Origin of the sequence: Variovorax sp. HW608, from assembly GCF_900090195.1 — a bacterium.
GTDB lineage: Bacteria > Pseudomonadota > Gammaproteobacteria > Burkholderiales > Burkholderiaceae_C > Variovorax.
On sequence record NZ_LT607803.1, the window covers coordinates 1009170 to 1033485 of the forward strand.

The 24316-nt window shown below is 63.7% G+C and carries 23 protein-coding genes; 2 read left to right on the plus strand and 21 right to left on the minus strand.

Annotated elements, in window-relative coordinates:
- Nucleotide 1: 1 nt before the first annotated feature.
- Both VAR608DRAFT_RS04590 and VAR608DRAFT_RS04595 read right to left on the minus strand, forming a co-directional pair.
- Nucleotides 2-784 (minus strand): cytochrome P450, encoded by a 783-nt coding sequence (locus VAR608DRAFT_RS04590; protein WP_088952990.1) that lies wholly within the window; start codon nucleotides 782-784, stop codon nucleotides 2-4.
- A 29-nt stretch (nucleotides 785-813) separates the two neighbouring features.
- Nucleotides 814-1410 carry an NADPH-dependent FMN reductase gene (locus VAR608DRAFT_RS04595; RefSeq protein WP_088952991.1) on the minus strand — a complete coding sequence of 199 codons (597 nt, stop codon included), beginning with the start codon at nucleotides 1408-1410 and terminating at the stop codon, nucleotides 814-816.
- Between the two features lie 163 nt (nucleotides 1411-1573).
- Here VAR608DRAFT_RS04595 and VAR608DRAFT_RS04600 point away from each other — a divergent pair, with 163 nt between their 5' ends.
- Entirely contained in the window at nucleotides 1574-2245 is a 672-nt protein-coding gene (locus VAR608DRAFT_RS04600) for a TetR/AcrR family transcriptional regulator (protein WP_157730630.1), read from the plus strand.
- Between the two features lie 220 nt (nucleotides 2246-2465).
- Here VAR608DRAFT_RS04600 and VAR608DRAFT_RS04605 read toward each other — a convergent pair whose 3' ends face one another.
- The 14 genes from VAR608DRAFT_RS04605 to VAR608DRAFT_RS04670 all read right to left on the minus strand — a co-directional run bounded on the left by VAR608DRAFT_RS04605 (nucleotide 2466) and on the right by VAR608DRAFT_RS04670 (nucleotide 17896).
- Entirely contained in the window at nucleotides 2466-3224 is a 759-nt protein-coding gene (locus VAR608DRAFT_RS04605; protein WP_157730632.1) for an SDR family NAD(P)-dependent oxidoreductase, read from the minus strand.
- A gap of 56 nt (nucleotides 3225-3280) precedes the next feature.
- Entirely contained in the window at nucleotides 3281-4639 is a 1359-nt protein-coding gene (locus VAR608DRAFT_RS04610; RefSeq protein WP_088952994.1) for a DUF1329 domain-containing protein, read from the minus strand.
- Nucleotides 4640-4655: 16 nt separating this feature from the next.
- Nucleotides 4656-6278, minus strand: coding sequence for a DUF1302 domain-containing protein (locus VAR608DRAFT_RS04615; RefSeq protein WP_331713040.1), 1623 nt, complete (start codon nucleotides 6276-6278; stop codon nucleotides 4656-4658).
- A gap of 85 nt (nucleotides 6279-6363) precedes the next feature.
- A complete protein-coding gene (locus tag VAR608DRAFT_RS04620) occupies nucleotides 6364-6804 on the minus strand; it encodes a nuclear transport factor 2 family protein (protein ID WP_088952995.1) in 441 nt (146 codons plus the stop codon).
- 137 nt (nucleotides 6805-6941) lie between these two features.
- Nucleotides 6942-7397, minus strand: a complete 456-nt coding sequence (locus VAR608DRAFT_RS04625; protein WP_088952996.1) for an SRPBCC family protein — start codon at nucleotides 7395-7397, stop codon at nucleotides 6942-6944.
- Nucleotides 7398-7428: 31 nt separating this feature from the next.
- On the minus strand, nucleotides 7429-9837 hold the full coding sequence (locus VAR608DRAFT_RS04630) for an efflux RND transporter permease subunit (protein WP_088952997.1): 2409 nt from the start codon (nucleotides 9835-9837) through the stop codon (nucleotides 7429-7431).
- Nucleotides 9834-10889 carry a WD40/YVTN/BNR-like repeat-containing protein gene (locus VAR608DRAFT_RS04635; protein ID WP_231973225.1) on the minus strand — a complete coding sequence of 352 codons (1056 nt, stop codon included), beginning with the start codon at nucleotides 10887-10889 and terminating at the stop codon, nucleotides 9834-9836. The genes VAR608DRAFT_RS04630 and VAR608DRAFT_RS04635 overlap by 4 nt, the downstream gene beginning before the upstream one ends.
- A 212-nt stretch (nucleotides 10890-11101) precedes the next feature.
- Complete coding sequence (locus tag VAR608DRAFT_RS04640) at nucleotides 11102-11845, minus strand: SDR family NAD(P)-dependent oxidoreductase (RefSeq protein WP_088958600.1); 744 nt, start codon at nucleotides 11843-11845, stop codon at nucleotides 11102-11104.
- Nucleotides 11845-12915: a CDP-6-deoxy-delta-3,4-glucoseen reductase gene (locus tag VAR608DRAFT_RS04645; RefSeq protein ID WP_088952998.1), complete on the minus strand. Its 1071-nt coding sequence runs from the start codon at nucleotides 12913-12915 to the stop codon at nucleotides 11845-11847. The genes VAR608DRAFT_RS04640 and VAR608DRAFT_RS04645 overlap by 1 nt, the downstream gene beginning before the upstream one ends.
- Before the next feature lie 20 nt (nucleotides 12916-12935).
- Nucleotides 12936-13442, minus strand: coding sequence for a VOC family protein (locus VAR608DRAFT_RS04650; protein ID WP_231973227.1), 507 nt, complete (start codon nucleotides 13440-13442; stop codon nucleotides 12936-12938).
- A gap of 25 nt (nucleotides 13443-13467) precedes the next feature.
- Nucleotides 13468-14412, minus strand: coding sequence for a fumarylacetoacetate hydrolase family protein (locus tag VAR608DRAFT_RS04655; RefSeq protein ID WP_088952999.1), 945 nt, complete (start codon nucleotides 14410-14412; stop codon nucleotides 13468-13470).
- A 291-nt stretch (nucleotides 14413-14703) separates the two neighbouring features.
- Complete coding sequence (locus VAR608DRAFT_RS04660; protein ID WP_088953000.1) at nucleotides 14704-15963, minus strand: MFS transporter; 1260 nt, start codon at nucleotides 15961-15963, stop codon at nucleotides 14704-14706.
- Between the two features lie 8 nt (nucleotides 15964-15971).
- The gene (locus VAR608DRAFT_RS04665; RefSeq protein ID WP_088953001.1) at nucleotides 15972-17114 is read right to left on the minus strand and encodes an LLM class flavin-dependent oxidoreductase; all 1143 of its coding nucleotides are present in this window, start codon (nucleotides 17112-17114) and stop codon (nucleotides 15972-15974) included.
- Complete coding sequence (locus tag VAR608DRAFT_RS04670; RefSeq protein ID WP_088953002.1) at nucleotides 17114-17896, minus strand: alpha/beta fold hydrolase; 783 nt, start codon at nucleotides 17894-17896, stop codon at nucleotides 17114-17116. The genes VAR608DRAFT_RS04665 and VAR608DRAFT_RS04670 overlap by 1 nt, the downstream gene beginning before the upstream one ends.
- A gap of 664 nt (nucleotides 17897-18560) precedes the next feature.
- Between VAR608DRAFT_RS04670 and VAR608DRAFT_RS04675 the strand changes: the two genes are divergently transcribed.
- Nucleotides 18561-19472 (plus strand): LysR family transcriptional regulator, encoded by a 912-nt coding sequence (locus VAR608DRAFT_RS04675; protein ID WP_088953003.1) that lies wholly within the window; start codon nucleotides 18561-18563, stop codon nucleotides 19470-19472.
- A gap of 44 nt (nucleotides 19473-19516) precedes the next feature.
- On the opposite strand, the gene VAR608DRAFT_RS04680 is transcribed toward VAR608DRAFT_RS04675, so the two are convergent.
- From VAR608DRAFT_RS04680 to VAR608DRAFT_RS04700, 5 genes are read right to left on the minus strand one after another with little or no spacing between them, the layout of a single operon-like run.
- Nucleotides 19517-20545 carry an amidohydrolase family protein gene (locus VAR608DRAFT_RS04680; protein ID WP_088953004.1) on the minus strand — a complete coding sequence of 343 codons (1029 nt, stop codon included), beginning with the start codon at nucleotides 20543-20545 and terminating at the stop codon, nucleotides 19517-19519.
- Nucleotides 20546-20563: 18 nt separating this feature from the next.
- Complete coding sequence (locus VAR608DRAFT_RS04685) at nucleotides 20564-21526, minus strand: PDR/VanB family oxidoreductase (RefSeq protein WP_088953005.1); 963 nt, start codon at nucleotides 21524-21526, stop codon at nucleotides 20564-20566.
- A gap of 13 nt (nucleotides 21527-21539) precedes the next feature.
- The gene (locus VAR608DRAFT_RS04690; protein WP_231973230.1) at nucleotides 21540-22547 is read right to left on the minus strand and encodes a VOC family protein; all 1008 of its coding nucleotides are present in this window, start codon (nucleotides 22545-22547) and stop codon (nucleotides 21540-21542) included.
- Entirely contained in the window at nucleotides 22480-23010 is a 531-nt protein-coding gene (locus VAR608DRAFT_RS04695) for an aromatic-ring-hydroxylating dioxygenase subunit beta (RefSeq protein WP_088953007.1), read from the minus strand. The genes VAR608DRAFT_RS04690 and VAR608DRAFT_RS04695 overlap by 68 nt, the downstream gene beginning before the upstream one ends.
- A 13-nt stretch (nucleotides 23011-23023) precedes the next feature.
- Complete coding sequence (locus VAR608DRAFT_RS04700; protein WP_088958602.1) at nucleotides 23024-24316, minus strand: aromatic ring-hydroxylating oxygenase subunit alpha; 1293 nt, start codon at nucleotides 24314-24316, stop codon at nucleotides 23024-23026.

A 24316-nucleotide genomic window follows, 5' to 3' on the forward strand; every position in this document is an offset into this window, starting at 1 on the left:
CTCAGCAACAGGCCCCTCTGTTAGCCCAACTACCCCGCGTGGAAATCCAGGCTAGCGTGATCTCGCCAGCATCGGCCCCCTGATAGATCTGGTCACCCAGGCCGCCGGGACGCAGGCGATCGCGATCGCAATGTTTCATCACCCACTCGTGCAGCGGTTGCACGCGGAGGAACGCCTTGTGGAACCGCTCGTTGCGCGGCCCGAACGAGTTGAACACCAGATCACCGTAGGGCAGCAGGTTCTCGCGCCCTGCCGATTCCACGCCCACAGCGTCGGGAAAGACTTTCAGCGGATAGACCGAGCAAAGCGTCGCCATCGCGTCGATGCTGGGCGCGCCTGCCGCCATGTCGAGGAATCGGTCGACCAGCGCCGCCGCGTCGTTTTCCAGGTCCGTCTTGAGCTGGTTCAACGCACGGGGCGACATGACGCGGGACACCACGTTGCGCGCCGCAGTGTGCTCAGGCGGGTCGGATTCGATCAGGGGACCCAGCGGCCGGAACGGGGTCTCCTTCCTGAAATTGGCCAGGCCGTTGCCCGCCGAGGAGATATAGCTGTGGTGGTCCATGAGCACCTTGCGCACATCGTCGTAACGCGCAACGGCATAGACGCCGTATTCGGGAATCCATGCCACCGGGCCGGCTTCGCGCAAGCGCTCATGCACGGGATAGGGATCCATCAGGAACGCGTCGCCGTACGGGTCGCAATCGACGACAGGCACGTCGGTGGGCGGCGCATCCACGCGGCGGCTGGGCTCGGCCGCGGCCAAGGCTTTCGGGTCGGTCATGCTTTCCTCTCTCGTTGCAGCTACCGAACTCAAGCAGCGGTCAATCGCGCGGTCTTCCACGCGCTGGCGAATTGCATCACCTGCCGCCCGACGGCTTCGAGTTGCGCCTGCCCATTGGGAGCCACACAGTTCCCATCCGCATCGAACAACCCGCCCGCGCTGTTGAGCATCACCCCGAGCGGAGTGGGCCATCCGCGCAGCGCATGGACGATGGAGCGAAGGGCCGACAGCGCCGTGGCAGCACCTTGCCAGCCGGCTCCGCAGGCGATGAGACCGACCGGGCAGTCGGAAAGGTAGCAGCGATCGCCGTTGCGCAGATCCTCCGTGTAGTCCAGCGCATTCTTCAGCATGCCCGAGATGCCTCCGTGATAAGACGGTGACGACAGGATCAACCCGTCACACCCGGAAACAAGGGAAAGCAGGCGCTGCGCGTTGGAGCTGCGCTCCGGGCGCTCGGGTGCGTACATCGGCATTTCCAGCTCCGTGCCCGACAGCATCACGACGCTCGCACCTTCGGCCTCGGCCGCGCGCAGACTGATGCTCAAGGCGCGCTCGGAGGAAGAGCCCGCACGGGTGGTGCCACCGATGCCCACGATGAGCGGGCGGTCGTCGTATTGGTGTGCCATGGAAGGCTCCTTTCGAATGCCAATCTCTGTTAGCGGTTCTGTACTATGAATGTGAGTCAGTTTATGACTCATGGTCACTACAAAAAATGAGGGAAATCCCTCGAATTACAATCAGCTCAGTCTGTGAACCTAACTCATGCTTTAGATGGCGACCGGCTCCAAGATGTCCACCCCTGACTTGCAGGCCTCCAAACAAGAGGGCCCGACCCGCCGCGAACGCCGCCGCCAGCGCACCGAAGACCTGATCCTTGAAGCCGCGACGCGGGTCTTCCAGTCCAAGGGCATCGTGACCACGACCATGCAGGACATCGCGGGCGTGGTCGACGTGGCCCAGGGCACCCTCTACAACTACTTCCCCAACAAGGAGGCGCTGACCGTTGCCGTGGTGCGCCGCCTGATCAATGCATATGCCGAAGAGTTGTCGGCCCCAAGGGACGAGCACAATCACTTCGAGCCGCTCGAACTGGTGGCTTTTGCGTGCGCGGCATTGATCGAAAAGGGAGCGACCGATCCCATCTGGCGGGCGCTGGTCGATCGCCATGACGTCCTCGTCGACACGCTGCACGACGAGATCCTCGACTTCGCGATGGCCAACCTGCGGGACGCCATGCGCAGCGGAGCGATCAAGGCCACGGAAGCCGAACTCTTGCTGCAATGGCGCATCGGGTCCTGGATGATCGCCGGGGCGATCCGCGACATCGCCCAGAGCAGGCTCCCGTCATTGGACGTGTCTTTCGACATCGCCTTTCACGTGCTGCTGCAGAAGGGGATCTCTTCGGCTGAAGCAAAGCGCATCATCCGCAAGGTTCGCAACCACGTCCGCAAGAGCCGCTAGGTTGTCACTCGACCTTGAGATTGGCCGCCTTCACCACCTGCAGGTACTGCTTGTGCTCTGACCGGATGAGGTGCGGGAACTCCTCCGGCGCCTAGGCGCCGCGCTCACTGCCACCTGGACCCTATGGTCCGCAAAGTCCCGCCGCACCGCGGCGGCGAATGCACGGCTCAATACCCCGACGGCTTGGGGCGGCGTGGCGGGCACGGCCTGTCCCTCCAGGTCACAACATCACAGCCCCGCCATCCACTGTGAGAGTCTGGCCGGTGATGAAATCGCTTTGGGCCGACGACAGGAAGAGCATGGCCCCGCAGAGATCGTCGGCCACCTGCTCACGGGGAATGGAGCGAAGCCGTATCTTGGCCTGGTAGGCCTCGCCGCCAAAGGCACCGGTGGCCCTGATCGCATCGGTCATGGTCAGTCCGGGGGCGATGCAGTTGACCGTGACCCCATGCTCACCCAGCTCACGTGCGGCGACGCGGGTCATGCCGATGACCGCGCCTTTGGATGCGACGTAATGCAGCATGCGGGGTTCGCCCGTCAGCACCGTGGTGGAGGCGACGTTGACGATCTTTCCGTAGCGCTGCGCAACCATCACCTTCGCGGCCTCGCGCATGCACAGGAAAGCACCCTTGGCATTCACGTTCATGACGCGCTCCCATGACGCCGCCTCCATCTCGATAAGCGGCTTGCGATCCAGGTCCACGGCGATGGATGCGTTGTTGATCAGGATGTCCAGCTTCCCGAAGTGCTCGACGGCGGCGTTGATCGCCTTTTGCACCGATGATTCAGTCGCCACATCCAGCTGAAGCCCGATCACATCGCCGGCTTTCGCCTGCTCGGCCCAGCGGTCAAGGTCAACCGGTTTGATATCGGCGGCCGCGACGCGCACGCCTTGCGCGAGCAACGCATCGACGTACACGCGGCCAAGCCCTTGCGCTGCTCCGGTGACAAGCGCTGTTCTTCCAATCAGATCATTCATGAGATGTTGAGTCATTGAGTTTGAGAATGCAGCCCGGAACGCCCCCCCTGGCCTGCTCAGCGCACGCCTTCAGCGGCCAGCGAGTCGGGCGAGAACAGCGTGTCCTTCTGGCGCGGTACCGCTTGGTACGGCCTCTTCACCTCGGCGTCCAGCCCCAGGACAAATCCACTGCCGGAGATCAGGTCGTACACGCCCTGCGGCAGTCCTACGGTGCCGGGCAGGTCCGGCATTGCCAGCATGACCTCGAAGCCTGTGCGCGCGAGCTGCCCGTTGGCGTCCCAACGGTCGCTGAGCACGACTTCCCAGGTATCCTCGTCGAGGTAGTAGCGCGATTTGGGCAACACGTGGCGCTGCCCGGGCTTGAGCGTTGCCTCGACAACCCAGACGCGGTGCAGTTCCCACCGAAGTTCGTCGGGGTTGAGATGACGGCCCGAGCCCAGGATCACCGCATCGCTTTTGGCGTTCTGGATCTTGTTGCCGTTGTACGGGATATACATCTCCTGCTTGCCGACCAGCTTCCAATTGAACTTGTCCATCCGGTTCGAAAAGACGTCGACCTCGTCGAATGTCGATACTCCGGCGGAGAACGGCGACGGCGTGTCGCAACACGGATTCGGCAGCTTGCGGATGCGGCGCTGACCTGTGAGGTAGACCCACGACTGCGACTTGCTCTCGTCGAGCTGCATCCGGCCAAGGATGCCCTCGCCCGAGCGGATCGGCGGACCGATGTTGACCGCGCGCACGAGCCAGTGTTCCCCCTGATAGCTGTCGGCGTTGCCCTCCTTGAAATAGAAGGGCATGGCCATGTCGTTGCTGGCATCGACCACCATGATCCAGCGGCCGTCGGTGGTCAACTGGTAGGCCTTGTAGTCCATGTGCACCGCTTCGCCGCGCCAACGCAGGATGTGGTTCCACATGATCTCGACGCCGTTCTTCGGGATCGGGAACGGGATGCCGCCGTACGCTCCCTTGGGGATCGGGCCGCCGTCGCTTTCAACGGTGCTCGCCTGGCTCGCGTTGCGGAACGTATTGTCGTAGACCCATTGCGGCGCCGCGGCCGTGCGCTGGGTCTTGTAGACGTCGATCCGGTACGTGTCCGGGTACTTCTTGAACAGCGCCTGATTGCCTTCGTTCAGCTTGTCGGCGTACTGCGCAGCGTTCTTGGCGGTGATGGAGAACAGTGGTTTCTCCCCGGCGAAGGGGTCCGGTCGCCTGCCGGTCAGTTCACCGGGTTTCGCCACTCCGCCGGTCCACGCCGGGATGCTGTCGTCCTTGTTGCCGGCACGCTCCGCACCGAAGGGGGTCAGCTCCGACTTCAGCTTGGCAGCTTCCTCGGCGGAAACTCCGGCCTGCGCAGAGAGGGCCGCAAGGCCCACGAGCGCGGCGATGCCGACCTTGGATAGGGTGTGATACATCGATGTCTCCTGGTGTTCAGAAAGTGCGGCGCAGGGAGAACGCGATGAAATCGCGATCCCTGAGGGCCTGCGCGTAGGAATAGGTGCCGGCCGAGTTGATGAAACTGCCAGCGCTGCCGAAGTAGTGCGTGTAAGCGAGGCTGAATCGCCAGACATCGAGGTACGTCCCGTTCAGGCCGATGGTGACGTCGCCACCGCCGTCCGGGGTCCAGGCGGCCGGGCCCAGCGCCATCGAGCGCGAGCCCCTCGGGCTGTATCCCACGCCGATCGGCACGCCCAGATCCAGGCCGCCGACGACCTGCCGGTACATCGGTTCGACCTGCATGCGCAGCCCCCAGGCATCGCGGGTCGCGTTCGGGTCCAGTGCCGCCGCATTCTTGGTCACCGACAGGGCACGGTTCCAGCCCAGCTCGCCCATCAGCGTGCCCTCGGCAAACAGGGGCGTTCGCGGCAGCGTCCAGATGGCGTTGAGATTCATGTGCGCCGTGTTGCCAACGGCATAGGCGGGGTTGTTGCTGTTGTTCGTGGGCGCGATCACGCCAGGCGCCAGCGCGGAGGCGTCGACCGCCCGGCTGCTTGCAAGATCCTGGTTGTGACGGATGGAGGCTTCGGCGGCCAGGTTCAGGTCGCCGAACGTGTGCGAAGCACTGGCCCCGAAGGCAGTGATGCCTTCCTGATAGGCCAGCCGATAGCCGAACGGAACAGGACCGAATGGGGAGGGACCGAGCATGAGCACCATCTGCGGCACCTTGCTGTGGAAGCGCACCAGGTACAGCCCGTAGTCGGTCTCGTCCGCCCGCAAGCGCAGCTGCAGCCCGCCCTGGCCGCTGTCCTTGGGCTTCTGATCGCCAAACCGCGGTGCGGCCAGGCCGGGGCCGAGCAGCAGCTGCTCGCCGCCGTCCGGCAGCATGTCGACCGCGGAGAAGTAGCTGCCGACTGCTGGCAGTCTGTAGGGCTGCCATCCGAACTGATAGAACGCCCCGACCGACAGCGTCGACGCCAGCTGGATGCTGCCCGACCACTGCGGCACCGGCCGGATCGCCTCCTTGAATTGCGTGTTCGGTACCGACGCCAGTTTGACCACGTCCACCGGGCTCATCGTGCCCGCGATGGCGTTGTTGCCGAGGAACAGGCTCTCGCCCCACAGCAGCGAGTGGCGTCCCAGGCGCATGCTGACCGTCTTGTCACCAACGTCGAAGCTCCCGAACACGAAGGCATCCAGCATTTCGGCCTTGCGGCCGTGCAGATCTCGCGTCGCATCGGTGAACTCGTTGTACGGCACCGAAATCTGGTTCGGGAAAGCCCCGCCGGCGAAGCCGGGGTTGTCGTTGCTGCGGTTGTAGACGCTGTCGTACCAGGCTGCGCCACTCAGCCGAAGGCCGTAGCGCTTGGCATAGACCATGTCGAACTCGGACAACAAGTCGAGGCGGTTCGAGATCAGCCCCTTGCCGAAGTTGCGATCGCCATCGTCGGTGTTGGGATTGCCAAGCAAGGCAGGGATGGCGCTCTTCACGCGCGAGGCGCCGCTGTACTTGACCGTGTTGTCGAAGTTGACCGTGAGGTCCTCATTGCCCGTGTCGATCGGCATGGCTTGCACCGCTGAAACCGCGCCAAGCATCAACGTCACGCCCGCACCCATAAGCGTCCGCGAAGGACGCCCCCTCGTATCTCTCACTATTTGTCTCCTCCAAGAGCCGCCTAGGCGGCGATAACGGTGTTCGGAATCACCAGGACCTTTCCATTCCCCACAGGAACCGCTCACGGTCTTCACTGCCGTAGTCCGGGTCCAGATGGATGTGCACGCGATCGATCTTTTCGCCGCGAAAGTGAAAGACGTTGCAGAAGCGCCCGGTCGGGGTTTTGCCGCCCGCCCATTCGACGCCGCTCTTTGTCTTGCCTCGGCTCAGGCCTTCGACGACCACGTCGTCGCCATTGGCAACGCACAGCATCGAATCCTGGTCGTGCGAGAGCTCGGCGATGCGGGTGAACAGCCCGGAAGCCAGTTCGAACAACGCTTGCTTGCCCTTCACCACGCCGAACTTGGGAAAGTAGACCTCGATGTCATCGTTGAACAGCTCGACCAGATCGCCCCGCCCTGCATCGACGCGTCGAAAGTATTCCCTCGCGATCTCGATCAGGCCTTGTTCTGTAGTCGTATGTGCCATGGCTGTCTCCTTTGTAGTCATGAGTCTCGGGTGGCTGGACTCGCGTCCGCGCCGCAGGTGTTTGCGCCCGCTGAACGTCCAGCGCTTGTCGACAGCGGCGAATCCGCTGGGGGCGGACCCGCCGCTTTCGAGATCGCTTAGATGAGATTCAGGCCCGCGCGCCGGCGCGCCTCTTTCAGCGTCGTCTCGACGGCCAGCATGTAGCCTTTGCCCATTTGCGCGCCGAGTTCCTTTTCCTCCTGCGATCCCGGCTTCACATCGGGAAGCTCGACCGAGAAGCTGAACGTCAGCATCAGGCCGCGCTCGGATTCGCTGATGGTGTTGGTGATCCAGCCGACGCTGTTGATGCGCTCGAAGTGCACGACCATGGGCGCGGTGTAGGTGATGCGTTCGAGGAGCGGCTTGCCCAACAGGATCGCCTCGCGGAGGAACCCGTTCTGGAAGCGCGCGACGATCTTGCATGACTCCATGCCAGGCACGAAGCCGACCGGGTTTTCGGCCTTCATTTCCAGCGCCTTCCACAGCTGCTGGTGGGTCAGCTTCTGCTCGATGGCAGGCGGGTTCACTTCGACGGATCCGGCGTACGTATACATGGTGTTTTCCTTGTGTTTGAGAGTTGAGGGGCTACCCGCCGACCCCGACGGGCCGGGGTTGCGAGCGGGATGGATGGACCGCCGGGGCGGCGGCCTTTGGTTTCAAGAGGTAGTGCGCCAGCGCGGGCAGCAGCACCAGCGCGCCCAGCATGTTCCACACGAACATGAACGCCAGCAGCAATCCCATGTCGGCCTGGAACTTGATGGGACTGGTCACCCAGGTGATGACACCGCTGGCCAGCGTCACGCCGGTGAGCATCACCACCTTGCCGGTGAACAGCAACGCGCGGTAGTAGCTCTCCGAAAGGTCCTTGCCTTCGCGCATCTGCGCGAGCGTCACGCTGAGGATGTAGAGCGCATAGTCCACACCGATGCCAACGCCCAACGCAATGACCGGCAGCGTCGCCACCTTCACGCCCATGCCCAGCGTGACCATCAGAGCCTCGGCCAGGAACGACGTCAACACCAGGGGCAGCACCGCCACGAGCACGGCGCGCCACGAACGGAAGGTGATGAAGCAAAGCACGGCCACCACGCCGTAGACCAGCAACAGCATCTGCGCCCACGATTTCTTGACAGCGATGTTGGTGGCGGCCTCAATACCCGCCGAACCCGCGGCGAGCTGGAACTTCACGTCCTGTGTGTCGTTGGCGCGGGCAAAGGCTTCCACGTGGTCCACCACGCGCGTCAACGTTGCGGCCTTGTGGTCCCGCAGGTACACGTACACGGTCAACAGCCCGCATGCGTCGTTGTACAACCCGCGCGGCGCATTGGCGGTCACGGTGTTGAGCATGTCCTGGTTGGGCAGGAACTCGTACCACTTGGGATTGCCCTCGTTCAAGCCGGAGAGCATGCGGCGATTGAGCTGTGCCAGGGTGTTGGTGCTCTCCACGCCGTCGATCTGGCGCAACTGCCACTCGAGCGCATCGACCTTGTTGAGCGCGTCGTACTGCGAGCAACGCCCATCCGGCGTCTTCACCATCACGGCCAGCACGTCGCTTGACGCGCCGTACGCTGTGTTCATGAACGCCACGTCGCGGTTGTATCGGCTCTCGGGCCGCAGTTCGGGCGCGCCCGGATCCAGGTCTCCGATCTTGAGCTGTGTGCTCACCGCAAAGCCGGCGACACCCAGCACCGCGGCGAGCACCACGGCAGCCGTCGCATGGGGGCGCTGCGTGAAGCGAACCAGCCAGGCCCACAGCGGATGCTTGTATGCTCCCGCGGCCTCGGCGCTTTCGGCGCGCAGACTCCGGCGGGCTGCCTTCGCGCTGACGCCGGCGTAGCTCAGGAGGATCGGCAGCAGGATCAGGTTGGTGAAGATCAACACACCAACGCCCAGCGACGCAGCCAGCGCCAGCTCGCGGATCGCCTGGATGTCCACGATCAACAGCACCGCGAAGCCCACGGCGTCCGCGAGCAACGCGGTCAGTCCCGCGAGAAAGAGTCGGCGGAACGTGAGGCGCGCGGCCAGGAGCTTGTGCGTCCCGCGCCCGACGTCTTGCATGATGCCGTTCATCTTCTGCGCCCCATGGCTCATGCCGATGGCAAACACCAGGAAGGGCACAAGGATCGAGTACGGGTCCAGCGCGTACCCCAGCGCTGACAGCACACCGAGCTGCCACACGACCGCGACCAGAGAAGCGGCAACGACCAGCAGGGTAGAACGCACGCAGCGCGTGTACCAGAAGACCATGACCGTGGCGATCGCCACTGCGAGGGCGAAGTACATCAACATCGCCTGCACGCCATCGATCAGGTCGCCCACGATCTTCGCAAAGCCGGTAATGTGGATCCGCACGCCCCGGGCCTCGTACTTCACACGCAGCGACTCGAGCTTGCCGGCCAGCTGCGCATAGTCCAGCGCTTTGCCGTCGGCGTCACTCGCGAGCAGTGGCACATAGATCACCGATGACTTCGCATCCAGCGCCACGAGCTGCCCGATCTCGCCGGAGCGCGCGATGTTCGCCTGAAGCCTCTCCAGGCTCGTCGCAGAACCATCGTATTGGTCCGGGATGACGGGACCGCCTTCCAGGCCCTCCTCCGTCACGCCCACCCAGCGCGTGGCAGGCGTCCAGAGGGAACGCATATGCATGCGCGACACACCGGGCAGCAGGAACACTTCATCCGAGAGGTTCTTGAGCGTCTCGAGGTACTGCGCGTCGTAGATCGTGCCGCGCGGATTCTCGACCGCGATGCGCACGGCGTTGCCCAGGCCCGTCAGCTCCTGCTGATACTGCAGGTAGTTGCGGATATAGGGATGATTGGCCGGGATGGTCTTCTCGAAACTGGCATTGAGCTCGAGCCTCGTCGCCTTCCAGCCCAGGAACAGCGTGGCCAAGAGGCACAGGAGCACAACCAACAGCCGGTTGTTGAACAGCAGGCGCTCGACGAGCGACCCCGAACGCGGATCGAAGTTGGCAGCACCCATCGTGTTGCTCATTGGGAGACTCCTGGGAAAGCTGCAGCGCCGCCGGCGGGTTGCAGGGCTGCGCCCAGCGGGCTCAGAACGAGGAGGCTGCCGTCCTGGCGCGCGAGCAGGCCGTTGAGAGGCGGCAGAGGTTTCAGCGGCAGCGGCGCCAGCGTTTCGCGGCCGGAGAGCACCATGCCGGCCTGATTGGCCAGGAGCAGCGTGCCGTCGGATCGCAGCGTCGAGGCTGTGATGGATGCTGGTGCAGGTGTATCGAGCTTTGACCAATTCGCGCCCGCATCCGAGGAACGCCACACATTGCCGCGCAATCCCGCCACGATGATCTCGTTCGGTGAAGGCATCTCGGCAGTGAAGAAGCTGCCGCTGTAGGGACTTTCGAGCCGCCGGAAGCTGCCCCCGCCGTCGTCCGATCGCAACAGGAGGCCCTGCTCACCAGCAATGAGCAATGCGCTCCCGGAGCGCCGCAGCGCGTACAGATGTCGGCCGCGGGGATTGTCGATGCGATTCATCCACGGCTGCCAGTTCGCGCCGCCATCCTCGCTGTAGAACGCAAGGCCATAGGCGCCGACCACCAGGATGCGGCGCGGGTCGAACAGCAGCACGTCCGTGAAAGGCTTGTCGGGACCGTCGGCCACGAGCTGCTCGGCGTCCTTGATTCGCGCGGCATCGTCCGACGCCTTGGCGGCCTGCAGGGCGAGTTCCGCGACGCGGCGGCCATCGAGGCGCAATGTCCAGTGGTCGCCCGCGTCCTCCGTGGTCAGGACCGTCCCTCCATGGCCGACCGCCACGCCATGACGCTCATCGGCGAAACGCACCATTGTCAACGTCACGCTGACCGGCACCCGCGCCTGGTGCCAGGTTCCCGCCCCGTCATCGGAAACGGCGATCACGCCGCGCTCGCCCACCGCAATCAGGCGGCTGCCGGCCTGCGCGGCAGCGAGCAAGACGACCCCGGAGGGTTGCCGCACCATCAGCGCTGGGCGCTGCAGTGCGTCACCGACCGGCGCTGCCGCGCCGGCGATGCCTTCGGCCGCATGGACCCCGGTCGCCACCGCGCCGAGCAAAAGCGGCGCGCACGCGCACAGGCAACGCATCACCCATGGAAGACGCAGACGCTTCATGGAACTCATGTCCGCGCAGTTGCGCCCGCGACCATGGCAACGATGCGTCGACGCCCGTCGTACGCGATAGGTGAAGCCGTCATGTGTCTCCTGGATATCGTTTTGTCTGCTGTCTCAAGTGGTGCCGGCCCGTTCGATCCGGCGCGTCTGCCGGGTCAAGCGCGCATAGCGCCTCCATCGACGAGCAGCGTCTGCCCCGTCATGAATGAAGCGTCGTCCGAACACAGGAACGACACCGTGCCGGTGTAGTCCTGAGGCATCGATGTCCGCTTGATGGCCTGCAACTGGCTGGCGAACTCGAAGTAGGCCGGCGGGAGCGTTTGCTCGGTGGTATTCGTGCGCACCAGGGTCGGCGCAACCGCATTGGCGGTGATGCCGTGCGATCCGAGTTCAGCCGCAAGCGAGCGGATCAATCCGATCAGCCCCCCTTTGCTGGCAACGTAGTGACTGAGCATCGGTGTGCCGGCATGGAAGGTGTTCGAGGCGATCCCTACAACGCGCCCCCAGCCGCGGGCCTTCATGCCCGGCAGCACCGCCTTCAGCAGATGAAAGAGCGAATCCAGGTTGACCGAGAACACACGTCGCCAATCGTCGAACGAGATGTCCTCGAAGGCCTGCATCGGGTAGATGCCCGCGCAATGCACCAGCACGTCGATGCGGCCGAACCGCTTCACGGCGTCGAGCACACCTGCCTCGACCTGGGCCGGATCGGTGATGTCGCAAGGAATCCACGCGCCGTTCGAGCCCGCGCGTTCCACGAGCTTCAGGGTCGTTGACGCCTCCTGCCTGTCGAACACGACGATCCGCATTCCGTCGCCAGCGAGCCGTTCGCACAGTGCCTGGCCGATCCCGTTGCTGCCGCCGGTGACGAGGCAGACCTTCTCAACGCGACGGCGCATCATGACGCTTCCTTTGCAGTGGCGAGTGCCCGATCGCCTTCCGAGATGAACGAGTCCGCGAAGAATTCGTCTTCCGGAAGTCCGCATGTCTCGACGAAGTCGCTCCTGGCAGCCTCAACCATGACCGGGGCTCCACAGGCATAGACCTGCGAGCCCGCAAGCGAGGCGGTGCAGTCCTCCATCAGCGCGCTGTGGACGAAGCCGGTGCGCCCGGTCCAGCCGCAAGCGGCTGTGGGCTCGGACAGCACAGGGACGAAGGACAAGCCCGGGTTGCTCCGCGCCAGATCCGTCAATTCATCGAGCAGGTACAGGTCCGCGCGCGTGCGCCCGCCCCAATACACCGTGATGCTGCGCTTGCGATGAATCTGCTTGCGCAGCGCATGTGCGAGCATCCCCTTGATCGGCGCGATGCCCGTGCCGCTGGCCAGCATCAGAATGGGCTTGTCACTGCTCTCGCGAAGATGGAAGGATCCGAGTGGACCTTCGAAGCGGATGAGGTCGCGCACCTTCATCGAATTGAAGACGTGCTCTGTGAACGCACCTCCTGGCACAAGCCGCACGTGCAGCTCGATCTCGATGACACCTTCGATGCCGGGATCGTTGGCGATCGAGTAGCTGCGCCGGCGGCCATCAGACATAAGGATGTCGACATACTGGCCCGCGAGAAAGCGCATGTTCTCGTTCATCGGCAGGCGCAGCCGCAACACCATCACGTCCGGAGCGCGCTTGTCCATGCCGAGCACGCGGCACGGCACCACGCGGGCCCTGATGCCGTTCAGCTCGTCCAGCTCCTCAACCTCGATCTCGCAATCGGTTTCGGCGTGGGCGCGGCACAGCAACGCATAGCCCTCATCGCGTTCCAGCTGGCTCAGGTAGCCGAAGCTGGTGTCGCAGTGGTCGATCACACCGTCGCGCACTCGTGCACGACAGCCGCGGCAGATACCGTTCTTGCAGCTGTACGGGACGTTCAATCCGGCGTGGATGGCCGCGCCGAGGATCGGCTCGCCCGGCGCAACCTCGAAGGTGTTGCCACTTGGACGCAACGTGATGGTTCTGGCTGTCGATGCCATGTTGTCTCGTTCTATGCGCGTTAGGCGCGCTGCTTGAGCGACGACTCGTAGCGGTCGCCGAAATCGAACATGTCCTCGTGCTGGTAGCCGGCGCTGTAGTACTGCACCTCCCACCAGTTGTTGTCCAGGTCCTGCAGGTAGAACGAATACACCCCGTGCTGGTCGACCGGCTCGGTCATGTTCTGGATGCCCCACCTGCCGCGTTGCTGTTGCGTCGCCGCGTAGGCGGCATCCACCTCCTCGCGCGAGCGCACGTCCAGCCCCCAGTGTGTGAGGTAGCTCATGTTGTGCACTGCGTCGCCCACCTCGACGCAAACGATGTGGAACTTGAAACCGCAGCGCAGCCCCATCGAAACCGGCGAGTGCTGCACGACTTCCAGGCCGAGGAACTCCTCGTAGAACTTGCGCGACACGGCCATGTTGCGGCACTCCAGCGTGCCGTGTGTCATCGCGTACGGCTTGACCACCGATGCTTCGGTCTTGGGATCGGCATGCGCGTCCGGCACGAGTTCACGGATGTAGCTCATGGTGTTTTTCCTTTTCGCAAAGCGATTACGAGATGCTGCTTTCCAGCACGCCCAGGCCGTCGATCTCCACGCGCATGTGGTCTCCCGGCGCCAGGAACTCGCGTCTGGCGGCACCCACGCCAGCGGGTGTGCCGGTCAGGATCACGTCTCCCGGGTACAGGGTCATCGTCTTCGAGATGTAAGCGATCAGTTCCGCGAGCGGGAAGATCATCTGGCTGGTGTTGGAGTCCTGCTTGATCACGCCATTGACGTGCAGGCGAATGCCGAGCGACTGCGGGTCTGCCACCTGGTCGACCGGCGTGATCCACGGGCCCAGGGGGCATGAGCCTTCGAAGGCCTTGTGAGAGACCCAGTCGTAGTGGAACGGCGCGGCGGCAGGCATGTTCGCGCGCTTGAGTTGATCTCGTGCCGACAGGTCATTGGCGATCGTGTAGCCGGCCACGTACTGCAACGCGTCGGACTCGGACACACTGCGCGCCGTCTTGCCGATCACCACAGCTAGTTCAGCCTCCCAATCGAGAGCTTTGACCTGTACGGGACGCACGGTGGTACCTTGCGGCGCGACGACGCAGGTGCGCGAGGGCTTGATGAAGAACCAGGGCGAGCCGAAAAAGGCGCGTACGTCCGGAGGCAACGGCTGCTCGAGCGCCTTGACCATTTCCTCGACGTGATCGTGGTAGTTGGCCCCGGCGCAGTAAATGGCACCCGGCAGCACCGGCGCGTGGAGCTGCACGCCGGCAAGAGGTACGCCCTCGACCGGACGAGTCGCCATGGCCGCCGCATATTCGGAGAGCATGGGGCTTCGGATAGCCCAGTTCTCGAGCAGCTCTTGCACCGAAAATCCCCTGCCCGTCGGGCTGCGATCAGCGACTGCCGGCTCGGCGTCGAAGACCTGCTCATTCACGACGATTCCCGCGCGGGGAGATTTCTTGTCGGTCGAATACGTGACCAGTTTGTAGTTGCCTTGCATTGCGTGTTCAGTCCATCAGAAGTGAAAAGTTTGTGGCCGACCAACCGGGACCGGTCCAAAGGCCGGCCGCGGTCGATGAAGCCTCTCGAAGGCAGGACGAACTCGCGTGCCACGGAGACGGCCTTGCAGGATGCATCCGCGGTGAAGTTGCGGATGCACTGTCTCCATTGACGGCGAACAACGTCTCGCCTTTTTGATCTTGTGTTTTCAGTATGGATTGGCCTCGAGCGATTGAGTAGCGACACAACGGGACTTCTGTCGTCCGCGCAATGAGGGAATTGCTGGATTCGTTCACGCCGCGCTCCCGCCGCGACGAGCGACCGATGCTTCGCGCAGCACGCCCGGCGGCGCGTAGACATAGGGCCCGACCAGGAGCAGCAGCAGGCACGAGACTGCCAGTGATGTTCCGCATCCGATCAGGGCCAGTTCGTAGTTGTGGAACCGGGTATGCGCGACACCCAGCAGCAAGGGACCGAGTCCCGAACCCAATGAAACGATGGCGAACAGCACCCCGAAGATCTGCCCGAAGCGTTTCACGCCGAAGTAGCGCGGCACGAGATACCCCACCAGGTCCACCTCGGCGCCGAGGGCCAGGCCAAGCGTCGCCAGGCCGATCACTTCCGCATTTCCGCGTGCCAGCAAATAGATGCCGACCATGGCGAGGATGAGGAAGCCCGTCGCGACAAGCGGCGCGAACACGCGGTCCATCAGGAAGCCCGCGACCAACCGGCTCACCAGCCCTGCTGCTCCTGCGGCGGCGAAGGCCTTGGCGGCGGTCGCGGCGTCCCAACCGCGATCGACGAGCAACGGCACGGAGTGCACGAGCGCACCATTGATCGCAGTCGAGACCAGTAGCGCGGAAACGCAGATACACCAGAAGGAGCGGTGCGCGAGCGCCTCACGCAGGGTCAGGCCGGGTGCGACCTGCGACAGGTCGGGGCCGCGCGGTGTGGCCGGAGGGTCCGCTACCATGAAGGCCACGGCAGGCAGCGCGACGAGCACGACGGCAAGAGCGAGCCCCAGATAAGCCGTGCGCACGCCGAACGCGCCGATCAGCCACTGCGCCAACTGCGGCATGACGATCGAACCGGCACCGATACCGAGCATCGCGACGCCGATCGCGAGACCGCGTCGCCGGTCGAAATGGCCCGCCACGCATTTGATGTAGCCGATCGGGCTGGTGGCGGCGCCGGTCACACCGCTCAACCCCATGAGCAGCGTGAACGCCAGAACGCTCTCGGTCAGGCCGAGCGCAGCGACGTTGACGGCATACAGGCAAATCGAGCCGACGAGCAGCCGCCGGGCGCCGTACTTGTCCATCATGATGCCGACGATCGGCTGCGCGATCGCCGAAGCGAACGCGCAAAGCGCCAGCGCCGTCCCGAGCGACGCCCGGCTCCACCCGAACTGCACGGATAGCGCCGCCATCAGGATGCCGTACGTGAACAAGCCGATGGGGCCGATGCCAACAGCCAGCGCAAGGGCGCTGCCGACGGGGACCTGCCACGCCGTATCCTGCGCGACACGGGCGCTCGGGTGCTCGATGGACATGAACGGCCTCAGCTCGCCTGCAGATGCGGCATCACGTCGCTGGCGAACAGCTCCATGTTTCGCCTGGTCATCTCGTTGTTGAGCGTGCCGGTCTGCAGCAAGGGGATGAAGATGCCCAAATTGGTCTTCTCGCGCATCTGGTCGATGCGGTCGCGGACCATCTGCGGCGTGCCGACGACGACGGTGCCCAGCTCCATGAGCGTCTCCAGCGTCATGTGCGCAAAGCCCAGGCCGGCGCGCGTGGACAGCATGCGCTTCATCGACGCGAGCGACGTGTAGCCCGGCGGCATGAGCATGCGCTGGGGCATCCTCAGGAAGTCGTTGAACATCGTTTCGATGCCTTCCCGCGCTTCGGCCATCGCACGCTCAAGCGTGTCAGCGACGTACACGGGAGCCGCCCAGCCGAACTGCGAGGATGTCGGCTCATAGCCGTATTCCCGGGCCTTGTCGCGATAGGCGGTGAGGTTCTTCACCACAGCATCACGCGGGGCGAAGGTGATCATGAACGGATAGCGCCGGCTGGGATCCGCCGCCCAGTCGATCGTCTCCTGCGAGCCTTGCGACGGAATCCAGATCGGGGGATGCGGCTTCTGGTAGATGCGAGGCCACATGTTCACGTAGTTGAAGTTGTACTGCTCACCTTCCCAGCTGAACGGGCCCGGGTCGGTCCACGCCTTGATGATCAGGTCGTGCGCTTCGTGGAACCGGTCGTGCGAAAACGCGGGGTTGACGCCCGACGCGTGGTATTCCGCGCCGATGCCGCGGACGAAGCCGCAAACGAGGCGGCCGCGCGAGAGGTTGTCCAGCATGGACAGCTCTTCCGCGATGTACAGCGGGTTGCTTACGAGCGGCAGGGCCCGGCCGAGGATGGCGATCTTCACGCGCTTGGTCCGCTGGATCAGCGCACTCGCGATCAGGTTGGGCGCAGGCATCAGGCCGTACCCCGTCTGGTGGTGCTCGTTCACGCCGATGCCGTCGAAACCCAGATCCTCGGCATACGCCAGCATGTCGATATAGCTCTCGTACTCCGCCGCGCCCTTTTCGGGGTCGTAAAAGGAGTTAGGCAGGACGACCCATGTGGATCGGTGCTCCCGGGCCGCCTTGAGATCGAGCGGCCGATACGGCATCAAAGAAAAGCAAATGACTTTCATCAGGCGACCTCGTTCAGATGGGCGTTGACCAGTTGCGCGGTTTCTTCGGGCTTTTCGATCAAGGGAAGATGGCCGCAGGATTCGATCGTGGTGACGCGGGCGTGAGGAATGAGCCGGCCCCAGTGCGCAGCGAGAGCCGGCGGCAGCACCTTGTCCTGCTTGCCCCAGATGACCTGCGTGGGCACCTTCACGCGGTGCAGCCACTTCTGCAGGGCAGGATTGAAGCCCCGGGGCTCCCAGGCCAACTTGGTGAACGTGTAGCGGTTGCGCAGCATTACGTCGATCTGCTCGGACGAGAGCTCTTGCGCGAGTTGGCGCTCGGCAATCGACTGGTCGCAGAACAGGTTTCGCACTTCCTCCTCGGGCGACCAGATGAAGATGTCACCCATGGGATGCCCCTTGAGCCGCACGCCGGCGGGAGAGATCAGCGAGAGGCTCTTGAGACGGCTGCTGTTGCGCACCGCCATCTCCGCCGCGATCCAGCCACCCAGCGAGTGCCCCACGACGTGCACGTCGGTGAGATCGAGCTGCTCGATCAGGTCCAGGTAGAACATTGCCATGTCCGGCACGTCGCGGATCAGGTCGGCATCCTGGGATTGCCCGAAGCCCGGGTGGTCGGGTGCGATCAGTCGGCGGCCTTTCGCAATCTGCTGCAGAAAGGGAGGAAAACCGGCGAGACCGCCCGCGCCGTGGAGAAACAGAACCACGGGACCGTCGGTCCCTTGGCGCTGTACCCTTAGCTTCAGGTTGTCGACCATCAGGTCGCTGCTTGTAGCTGTCATGTGAGGTCCTTGCTGTGCGTCATCGCGACGGACGCGATGACAGATGAGTAGTCGTTAATAATATGACTGTCACTCAATTGTTGGCTGCAATACACTTTATGACACCGGTGCAAACCCGTATGCGCAGCGCGCGGTGCAGCATTGATCACGTGGCGTGAGAAAAGCTCGCATAGGGGCCTGGCTACGGGTGGGGGCCGGCCGGATCCGCGACGGGCTACCACCAGCAGCTTGTCTGGAGTCGAAGCCAACACTTGGGCCAGCATCGACGCGCCCTCGCGCTTTGCATGGGTCCCGGACGCTGCTCCGGCGACGCCGGACGTGGCGGTCTCTATGACGATTCGCTCCGTCGCACCTCTCGCCGGACATGGGACGCATGGTTTTCCTTCGGAAAACGACTACGAGTTGCTTTCCAGTGCGCCAAGCAGACGATCGCCACGATGGCTCAGCAACGGCGAAACAACACCTCGCCATTTGCCTGATTCAGATGGATAGGCCCGGCACCAATGAGCGGCATCCGGCGCGTACTTCCGTCGAGAAGTGCCTCGGCCTACCGGAGTTGCCGCACATGCGAGACTTCGAGTTGCCGGGGTAACACCTCTTCTTGCCCGGGGACCTCAGTGGTCAAATGCGTCGAAGCAGGCAAGACACGGAGACATCGCGACCAATGAGCATAGATCTCAACAACGTTCTAATATTTGTTCACTCGGTGCGGGCCGGCAGTTTCGCGGAGGCGGGCCGTCGGCTGGGAATGCCGCCCAACACGGTCAGCCGGCGCGTTCAGAACCTCGAGGAGGAAATGGGTACGCGCCTTTTGCAACGTACCACCCGCAAACTCAGCCTGACCAGCGCCGGTCAACAGTTCTATGAACGCTGCGCCACCAACCTGGACGACATCGATCGCGCGCGCCTCGAAGTGTCCGACTCAGTCCTCGAGCCGCGGGGAACCGTTCGCGTAACAGCACCAGCGGATTTCTTCGACTATTTGAAAGTCGAGGACATCGCCCACTTCCTCAAGCTCTATCCCCAGGTCCATCTTGACTTTCTGCTGAGCGACGCGCGCCTCGATCTCATAGCCGAGTCCATCGACATTGCGTTTCGGGTTGGCCCGATGCAGGACTCCAGCCTCGTGGCCAGACGATTGGGCAATTCCTTCCAGTACCTGGTCGCAAGCCCCGCATATTTGAGCAGCGCTGGAATGCCGCAATCCCTGGATGACCTGGTAAAGCATCAATGCATTGGCGTCCCGACGATGGGCGAACAGATGCGCTGGCGCCTCGAAGGACCTGACGGTCCCTGCGACGTATCGGTTTCAGGACGTCTGCGCTCGAGCACGGCGCGCAGCCAGTTGCTGGCCGCGAGGATGGGGCTCGGGATTGCGCTGTTGCCGTTCGCCGCTGTCTGGGAAGATCTCGGCACTCAGCGCCTGGTGCGGATTCTGCCGGAATACCACCACGACCAGGGCGGTGCATGGGTCGTCTATTCGAGCCGCCGGCACTTGTCCTTGGCCGTCAAGACGCTGATGGAGTTTGTCGCGGCCAAGCTGGCATCCGAGCTGCAGCAGCAGCCTGGCGGATGACCGCCCAATGCCAGTTCAAGGCGCCGCCTGTCTCGCGATGCTTGCTACGCCTCCTCGTCGAGGCCGAGCCAGCGTCGCGCGTTCCCGCTGAAGAGAAGTGATTTCCACTCGTCGCCGATATCCAGCGCCGCGATGCGCCCGCCCGGTTCCTTGTCCATGATCGCAAATGGATAGTCCGAGCCGGCCATGACTTGTGTCGGTCCGACCGTTTGAATCAACGAAACGATCGCCGCGGCGTCGTACAGCAGGTGGTCGTAGTACATGCGGCGAGCCATCTCGCGCGGCGCCGACTCGATCGCCTGCCGTAGTGGCTCGAAGGCGTCCCAGGCGTACTGCAGGCGGGAAAGCAGGATCGGCAAGGACCCACCCCCGTGGCTGAAAGCAATGCGCAGACGGGGATGACGGGCCAGCGTCCCGCCCGTGATCATCGACGCCGCGGCCAAGCCGGTTTCACCCGGAAATGCCAGCACCTGTTCCAGCGCAGCGGGGCCGACGAGGCGATCGAGGCCCGCCGGCCGAAGCGGATGAACGAAGATGGCCGCACCCCATTCTTCGGCGGCCTCGAAAAACGGCCGGAACCGCGGGTCCCCGATCGGCACCCCGTTCACGTTGCCGCCGATCTCGACGCCGGCCAGCTTGAGCACATGCATGGCATGGCCGAGTTCTGCAATGGCGCGGTCGACGTCCTGCAACGGCACCGCGCCAAGTCCGACGAATCGATCCGGCGCATTCGAGGCCATCGATGCCACCGTTTCATTGAGATAGCGGGTCATCGTGGCACCATCGGAAGCGTCGAGCCAGTAGCTCAGCAGCTCCGGCATCGGCGAGAGGACCTGGCGCTCGACATGAGCCGTGTCCATGTCGGCGATGCGTCGCGATGGATCCCACGCATGATGAGACACGGTCCGGTAGATCTTCCCGGACACCATCACGTGCCGATGGCATGCATGTGCATCGATCATCGATGGCCATGGCGCATCCAGCTTCGCACCGAGGTAGCGGGGGAAATCGTGCGGAACCACGTGGGTATGGACATCGATGCAACGGCATCGGGCGTTTGACTCGGCGTACAAGTGCGGCTCCGGGGTTTGCTACAGGTCCAGAACGAGAACCGGGCTGCGGGCACGTGAACAGCACAACAGCATCTTGTCGTTGGCGGCCCGCTCCTTGTCGGTGAGGAAGGTGTCCCGGTGATCGGGCACCCCGTCGCACACACCAGTGAGGCATGTCCCGCAAATGCCCTGCTCGCACATCACGTCAACGCGAACACCATGGCGCGTGAGGACATCGACGATGGACTGGTTCTCGCAAACCTCCATCTCTACGCCACTGCGCGCAAGTCTGATGGTGAAGCGCTCCCGCGGTCCCGTTTCGAGCGCCGGGTCCGCCTGGAAGTGTTCCAAATGCACCGCGTCGGCCGGATAACTTTGTGCAGCCTGTTCCTGCACCAGCTGCATGAAGGGCCGAGGTCCACATGCATAAACGTGCCCGCCGTCGGGACGCCGCGCCAGCCGTTCCGCCATGTACGCAGTCATCTCCGCGGCCTCCAGGCCATGGTGAAGCGACACGTGGGGCGCGAGTTCGGAGCCGGACAGCAGATCGACGAAGGCCGTGTGCTCCCGCGAGCGTGTGAAGTATTCCAGACGGAACGGCTCGCCACGAGCGCGAAGGTGTCGCGCCATGCTCAATAGCGGCGTCACGCCAATGCCCCCAGCGAGCAGCAGATGCTCGCGAGCATCCGCGGCGATCGGAAAATTGTTGCGCGGCCCCGTCACGCCGATCGGGTCGCCCAGCTTCAGGCGATCGTGCACGGCGCTTGACCCACCGCGTGACTGCGCCTCGCGCTTGACCGCAATCGTGTAAGTGCCGGTCTGCTCCGGGCCGTTGCACAGCGAATACTGTCGGACAAGCCCCGGGCTCAAGTGCAGGTCGATGTGCGCGCCCGCCGTGAAAGGGGGTACGGAGCCGCATTCCGCAGCCAGTTCGAAGCTTCGGATGTCTTGCCCCTCGTCCACGATGCGGGTGACGCGCATCATCAATAGCGGCTGTTGCATTGGCAGATCTGGATCAGCAGGAAGTTGACGCGACGGTCGCGGCATTCATCTCGCCGACAGCGCCCATGCGGGGGTCGGGCACGGAACCCCATGCATCGACGGACTCCGGTCGCGGTGGCAATACGCGGGCGGCGCGCGGGCCGACGTCGGCGAACTCCTCCATCCCGAAGCTGTACTCGAGCGTCAAGGCGTCCGGGTCCAGGAAATACAGGAACACGCTTTGCGAGGCGGGATGCCGCCCGGGCCCGTACACGATCGGCACCTGGTGCTTCTTGAAACGGTTCGTGGCCCGTCCGATGTCGTCGATCGTCTCGACCATGAAATTGAGATGGTGGAACCGCGGGTGTTCGCCGGCTCCGATGCCGAGACCGTGGTGATAGGGGCTGCCTGCGGGACGCATGAATGTCGCCATTTCGCCGATGCTGTCCGAGTCGAGAAAGTCGAGCACGTCGCGGAAGAATGCGTTCGCCGCCGCCCGGTGCGGCGTGCTGAACACGACGTGCCCGAGGCGCTGGATGTTCGTATGCGACACGTCGAAGGCGAACTCGTCCGGACGATCCACCGGGACATAGAACTCAAGCGTCGCCTGCGTATTCGGTTCCACCATTCGCGTTGCGCGGCCGAGATTTCTCGCGTCGCACTCCGCCGCGCTGATGACTTCGAAAGGAACGCCTCTCTCGCGCAGGCGGCTGTGCAGGATGTCGAACTGGAATTCGTCCTCGAGCATCCATCCGACGCGGCAAAACCCCGCCGGCGCGTGTTCGTGCAGGACGACCGAATAAGGCTCCGCGTCGCACCGGAAGACTTCGGCGCCGTCCTTGCGGGTGCCGATCCGCTGCAAGCCGACCACCTGCTCGTAGAACTCGCGCGAACGCGCCAGGTTGCTGACGTTCAACTCGACATAGCCGAGTTTGCGGTAATGGATCATGACGATGCTTTCTCTGCGTGAAGATTCATAGGATGAAGCTGAGCTTTCCGTGCGGCCGTAGGCTCTCGAGGTCGAGCACCGTGCGCCGTTCACGAAGCAGCAGCCCGGCCGGCCCGCGTACGACAACGTGGCGGTACTGCCCGACATAGACATCCGTCTGCTCGAACTGGAAGCGCCAAACCGCAAAGTTGGCGGTCACGGTCGCTTGATCGCCGTCGGTCTCGAGGACGCGCACATTGGTCACCAACCGGCGGGTGCGGGACCGCGGGTTTTCCGCCCACACGCTGCGACCCATGAGTTGGCCGACGCGCGAGCGCAGCGTTTCGTGGTTGTCGGCAACCAGAAACAAGGCTTCACGATGATCCGCGTCGGGTTTGTCCAGCGGCGGCACCAGGTACTGCGCGTCGTCCGTCAGAAGCTTGATCCACTCGTCGAGCTTCCATTCGTCGAGCAAGGCCGCCTCTTCGTTCAGGAACTGCTGGACTTCGTCAGCGGTGATGGGACGATCGTGCGCGGCATGGACTGCGTGCGAGCCGTCTTGATTGAGTTCAGGCATATTCGTCACCTCGTCACGCGGCAGCGGCTACAGGGTTGTCCGAACAGTTTGTGGGGCCGGTGATGCCGCGCATCATTGCGTGCCAGCGGCGCCAGAACGCCCGCATCTGCAATTCGTCGGTGGCGAGCGGTTCTCGCCCCATGCCGCGCGATATGTCCGACCATTCGGCTTCCTTGTGGGCGGCGAATCCGCGCTGACAGCCCTCCAGGCCCGAGACGTCATCAGGGGTTCCGAAACCCGCTGGCCCGAGAAAGGAGATGAAGTTCTCGAAGCGACGCTGGCGCAGTTCCTTCGATTCATTCTTCGGCAAGAGCGCCCAGGCGTCGATCTCGATGAAATCAGGGCTGACCGGATAGAAGGTCCGCACCGTCCGCCACATCGAGATCAGTATCAGGTTCGGATAGATGAACACGTTCCGGCTGTAGTCCGCGATCCAGTGCGCCCGCTCCTTGCCGAACTTCTCGTCGAGGTTGGAGCGGATACTGTTGAGTTCCGCTTCTGCACTGACCGTCACGGGCGTGGGCAGCGCCGGGCTCTCCACCAGGCCGTGCCCATTCGGAAGCGCGATGCCGCGCGTGGCCTTCATCGCGCCCGGCCCCATCCATTTGGTCGGATCCATTCCGATGTCGGGCAAGAAGTTGCGGAAGTACCGCTGGTGGGTCGACATCAAGTGATAGGCATCGACGCTGTTTTCCACCAGCAGTTTCCAGTTCGCGCGCATGCTGTACGACTGGGCACCCGGAACGACTTCGACATCGTCCCCGCCGTAATCGAGCATCGCGTCGATGTAGTCACGCGCGCCGCCAAGGTACGTCTGCAGGTCGACGGTATCGGGATCGAAGCTGACAAACATCATGCCGCGATAGCTCTCGAAGCGCGGCACGGATTTCAGTCCCATCTGCTTCTTGTCGAAGGCGGCGGTGTACGCGTCCTCGCCAGGTAACCCGACGAGCGCGCCTTCGGTATTGAAGGACCACGCATGGTAGAAGCAGGTGAACACGCGGGCATTGCCGGATTTCTCGCGGCAAACGGCGTTGCCGCGGTGGGTGCAACTGTTGATGAAGGCATGCCGTTGTCCGTTCGGGTCGCACGTCAGCAACAACGGTCGGCCGCCCACCTTGCGCGTGACGTAGTCGCCCGGCTTCGACAGTTCCGACTCGTGCCCCGCGTACAGCCAGCAGCGATCGAAAATCTCGGCGTGCTCGCGCTCGAGGATGGAAGGGTCGGTGAATGCTGTCCGATGGACACGGAATATTCCGCGCTCGCGGTCGTCGTCGACCAGCCGCTCGATATTGGGTTCTTGCAT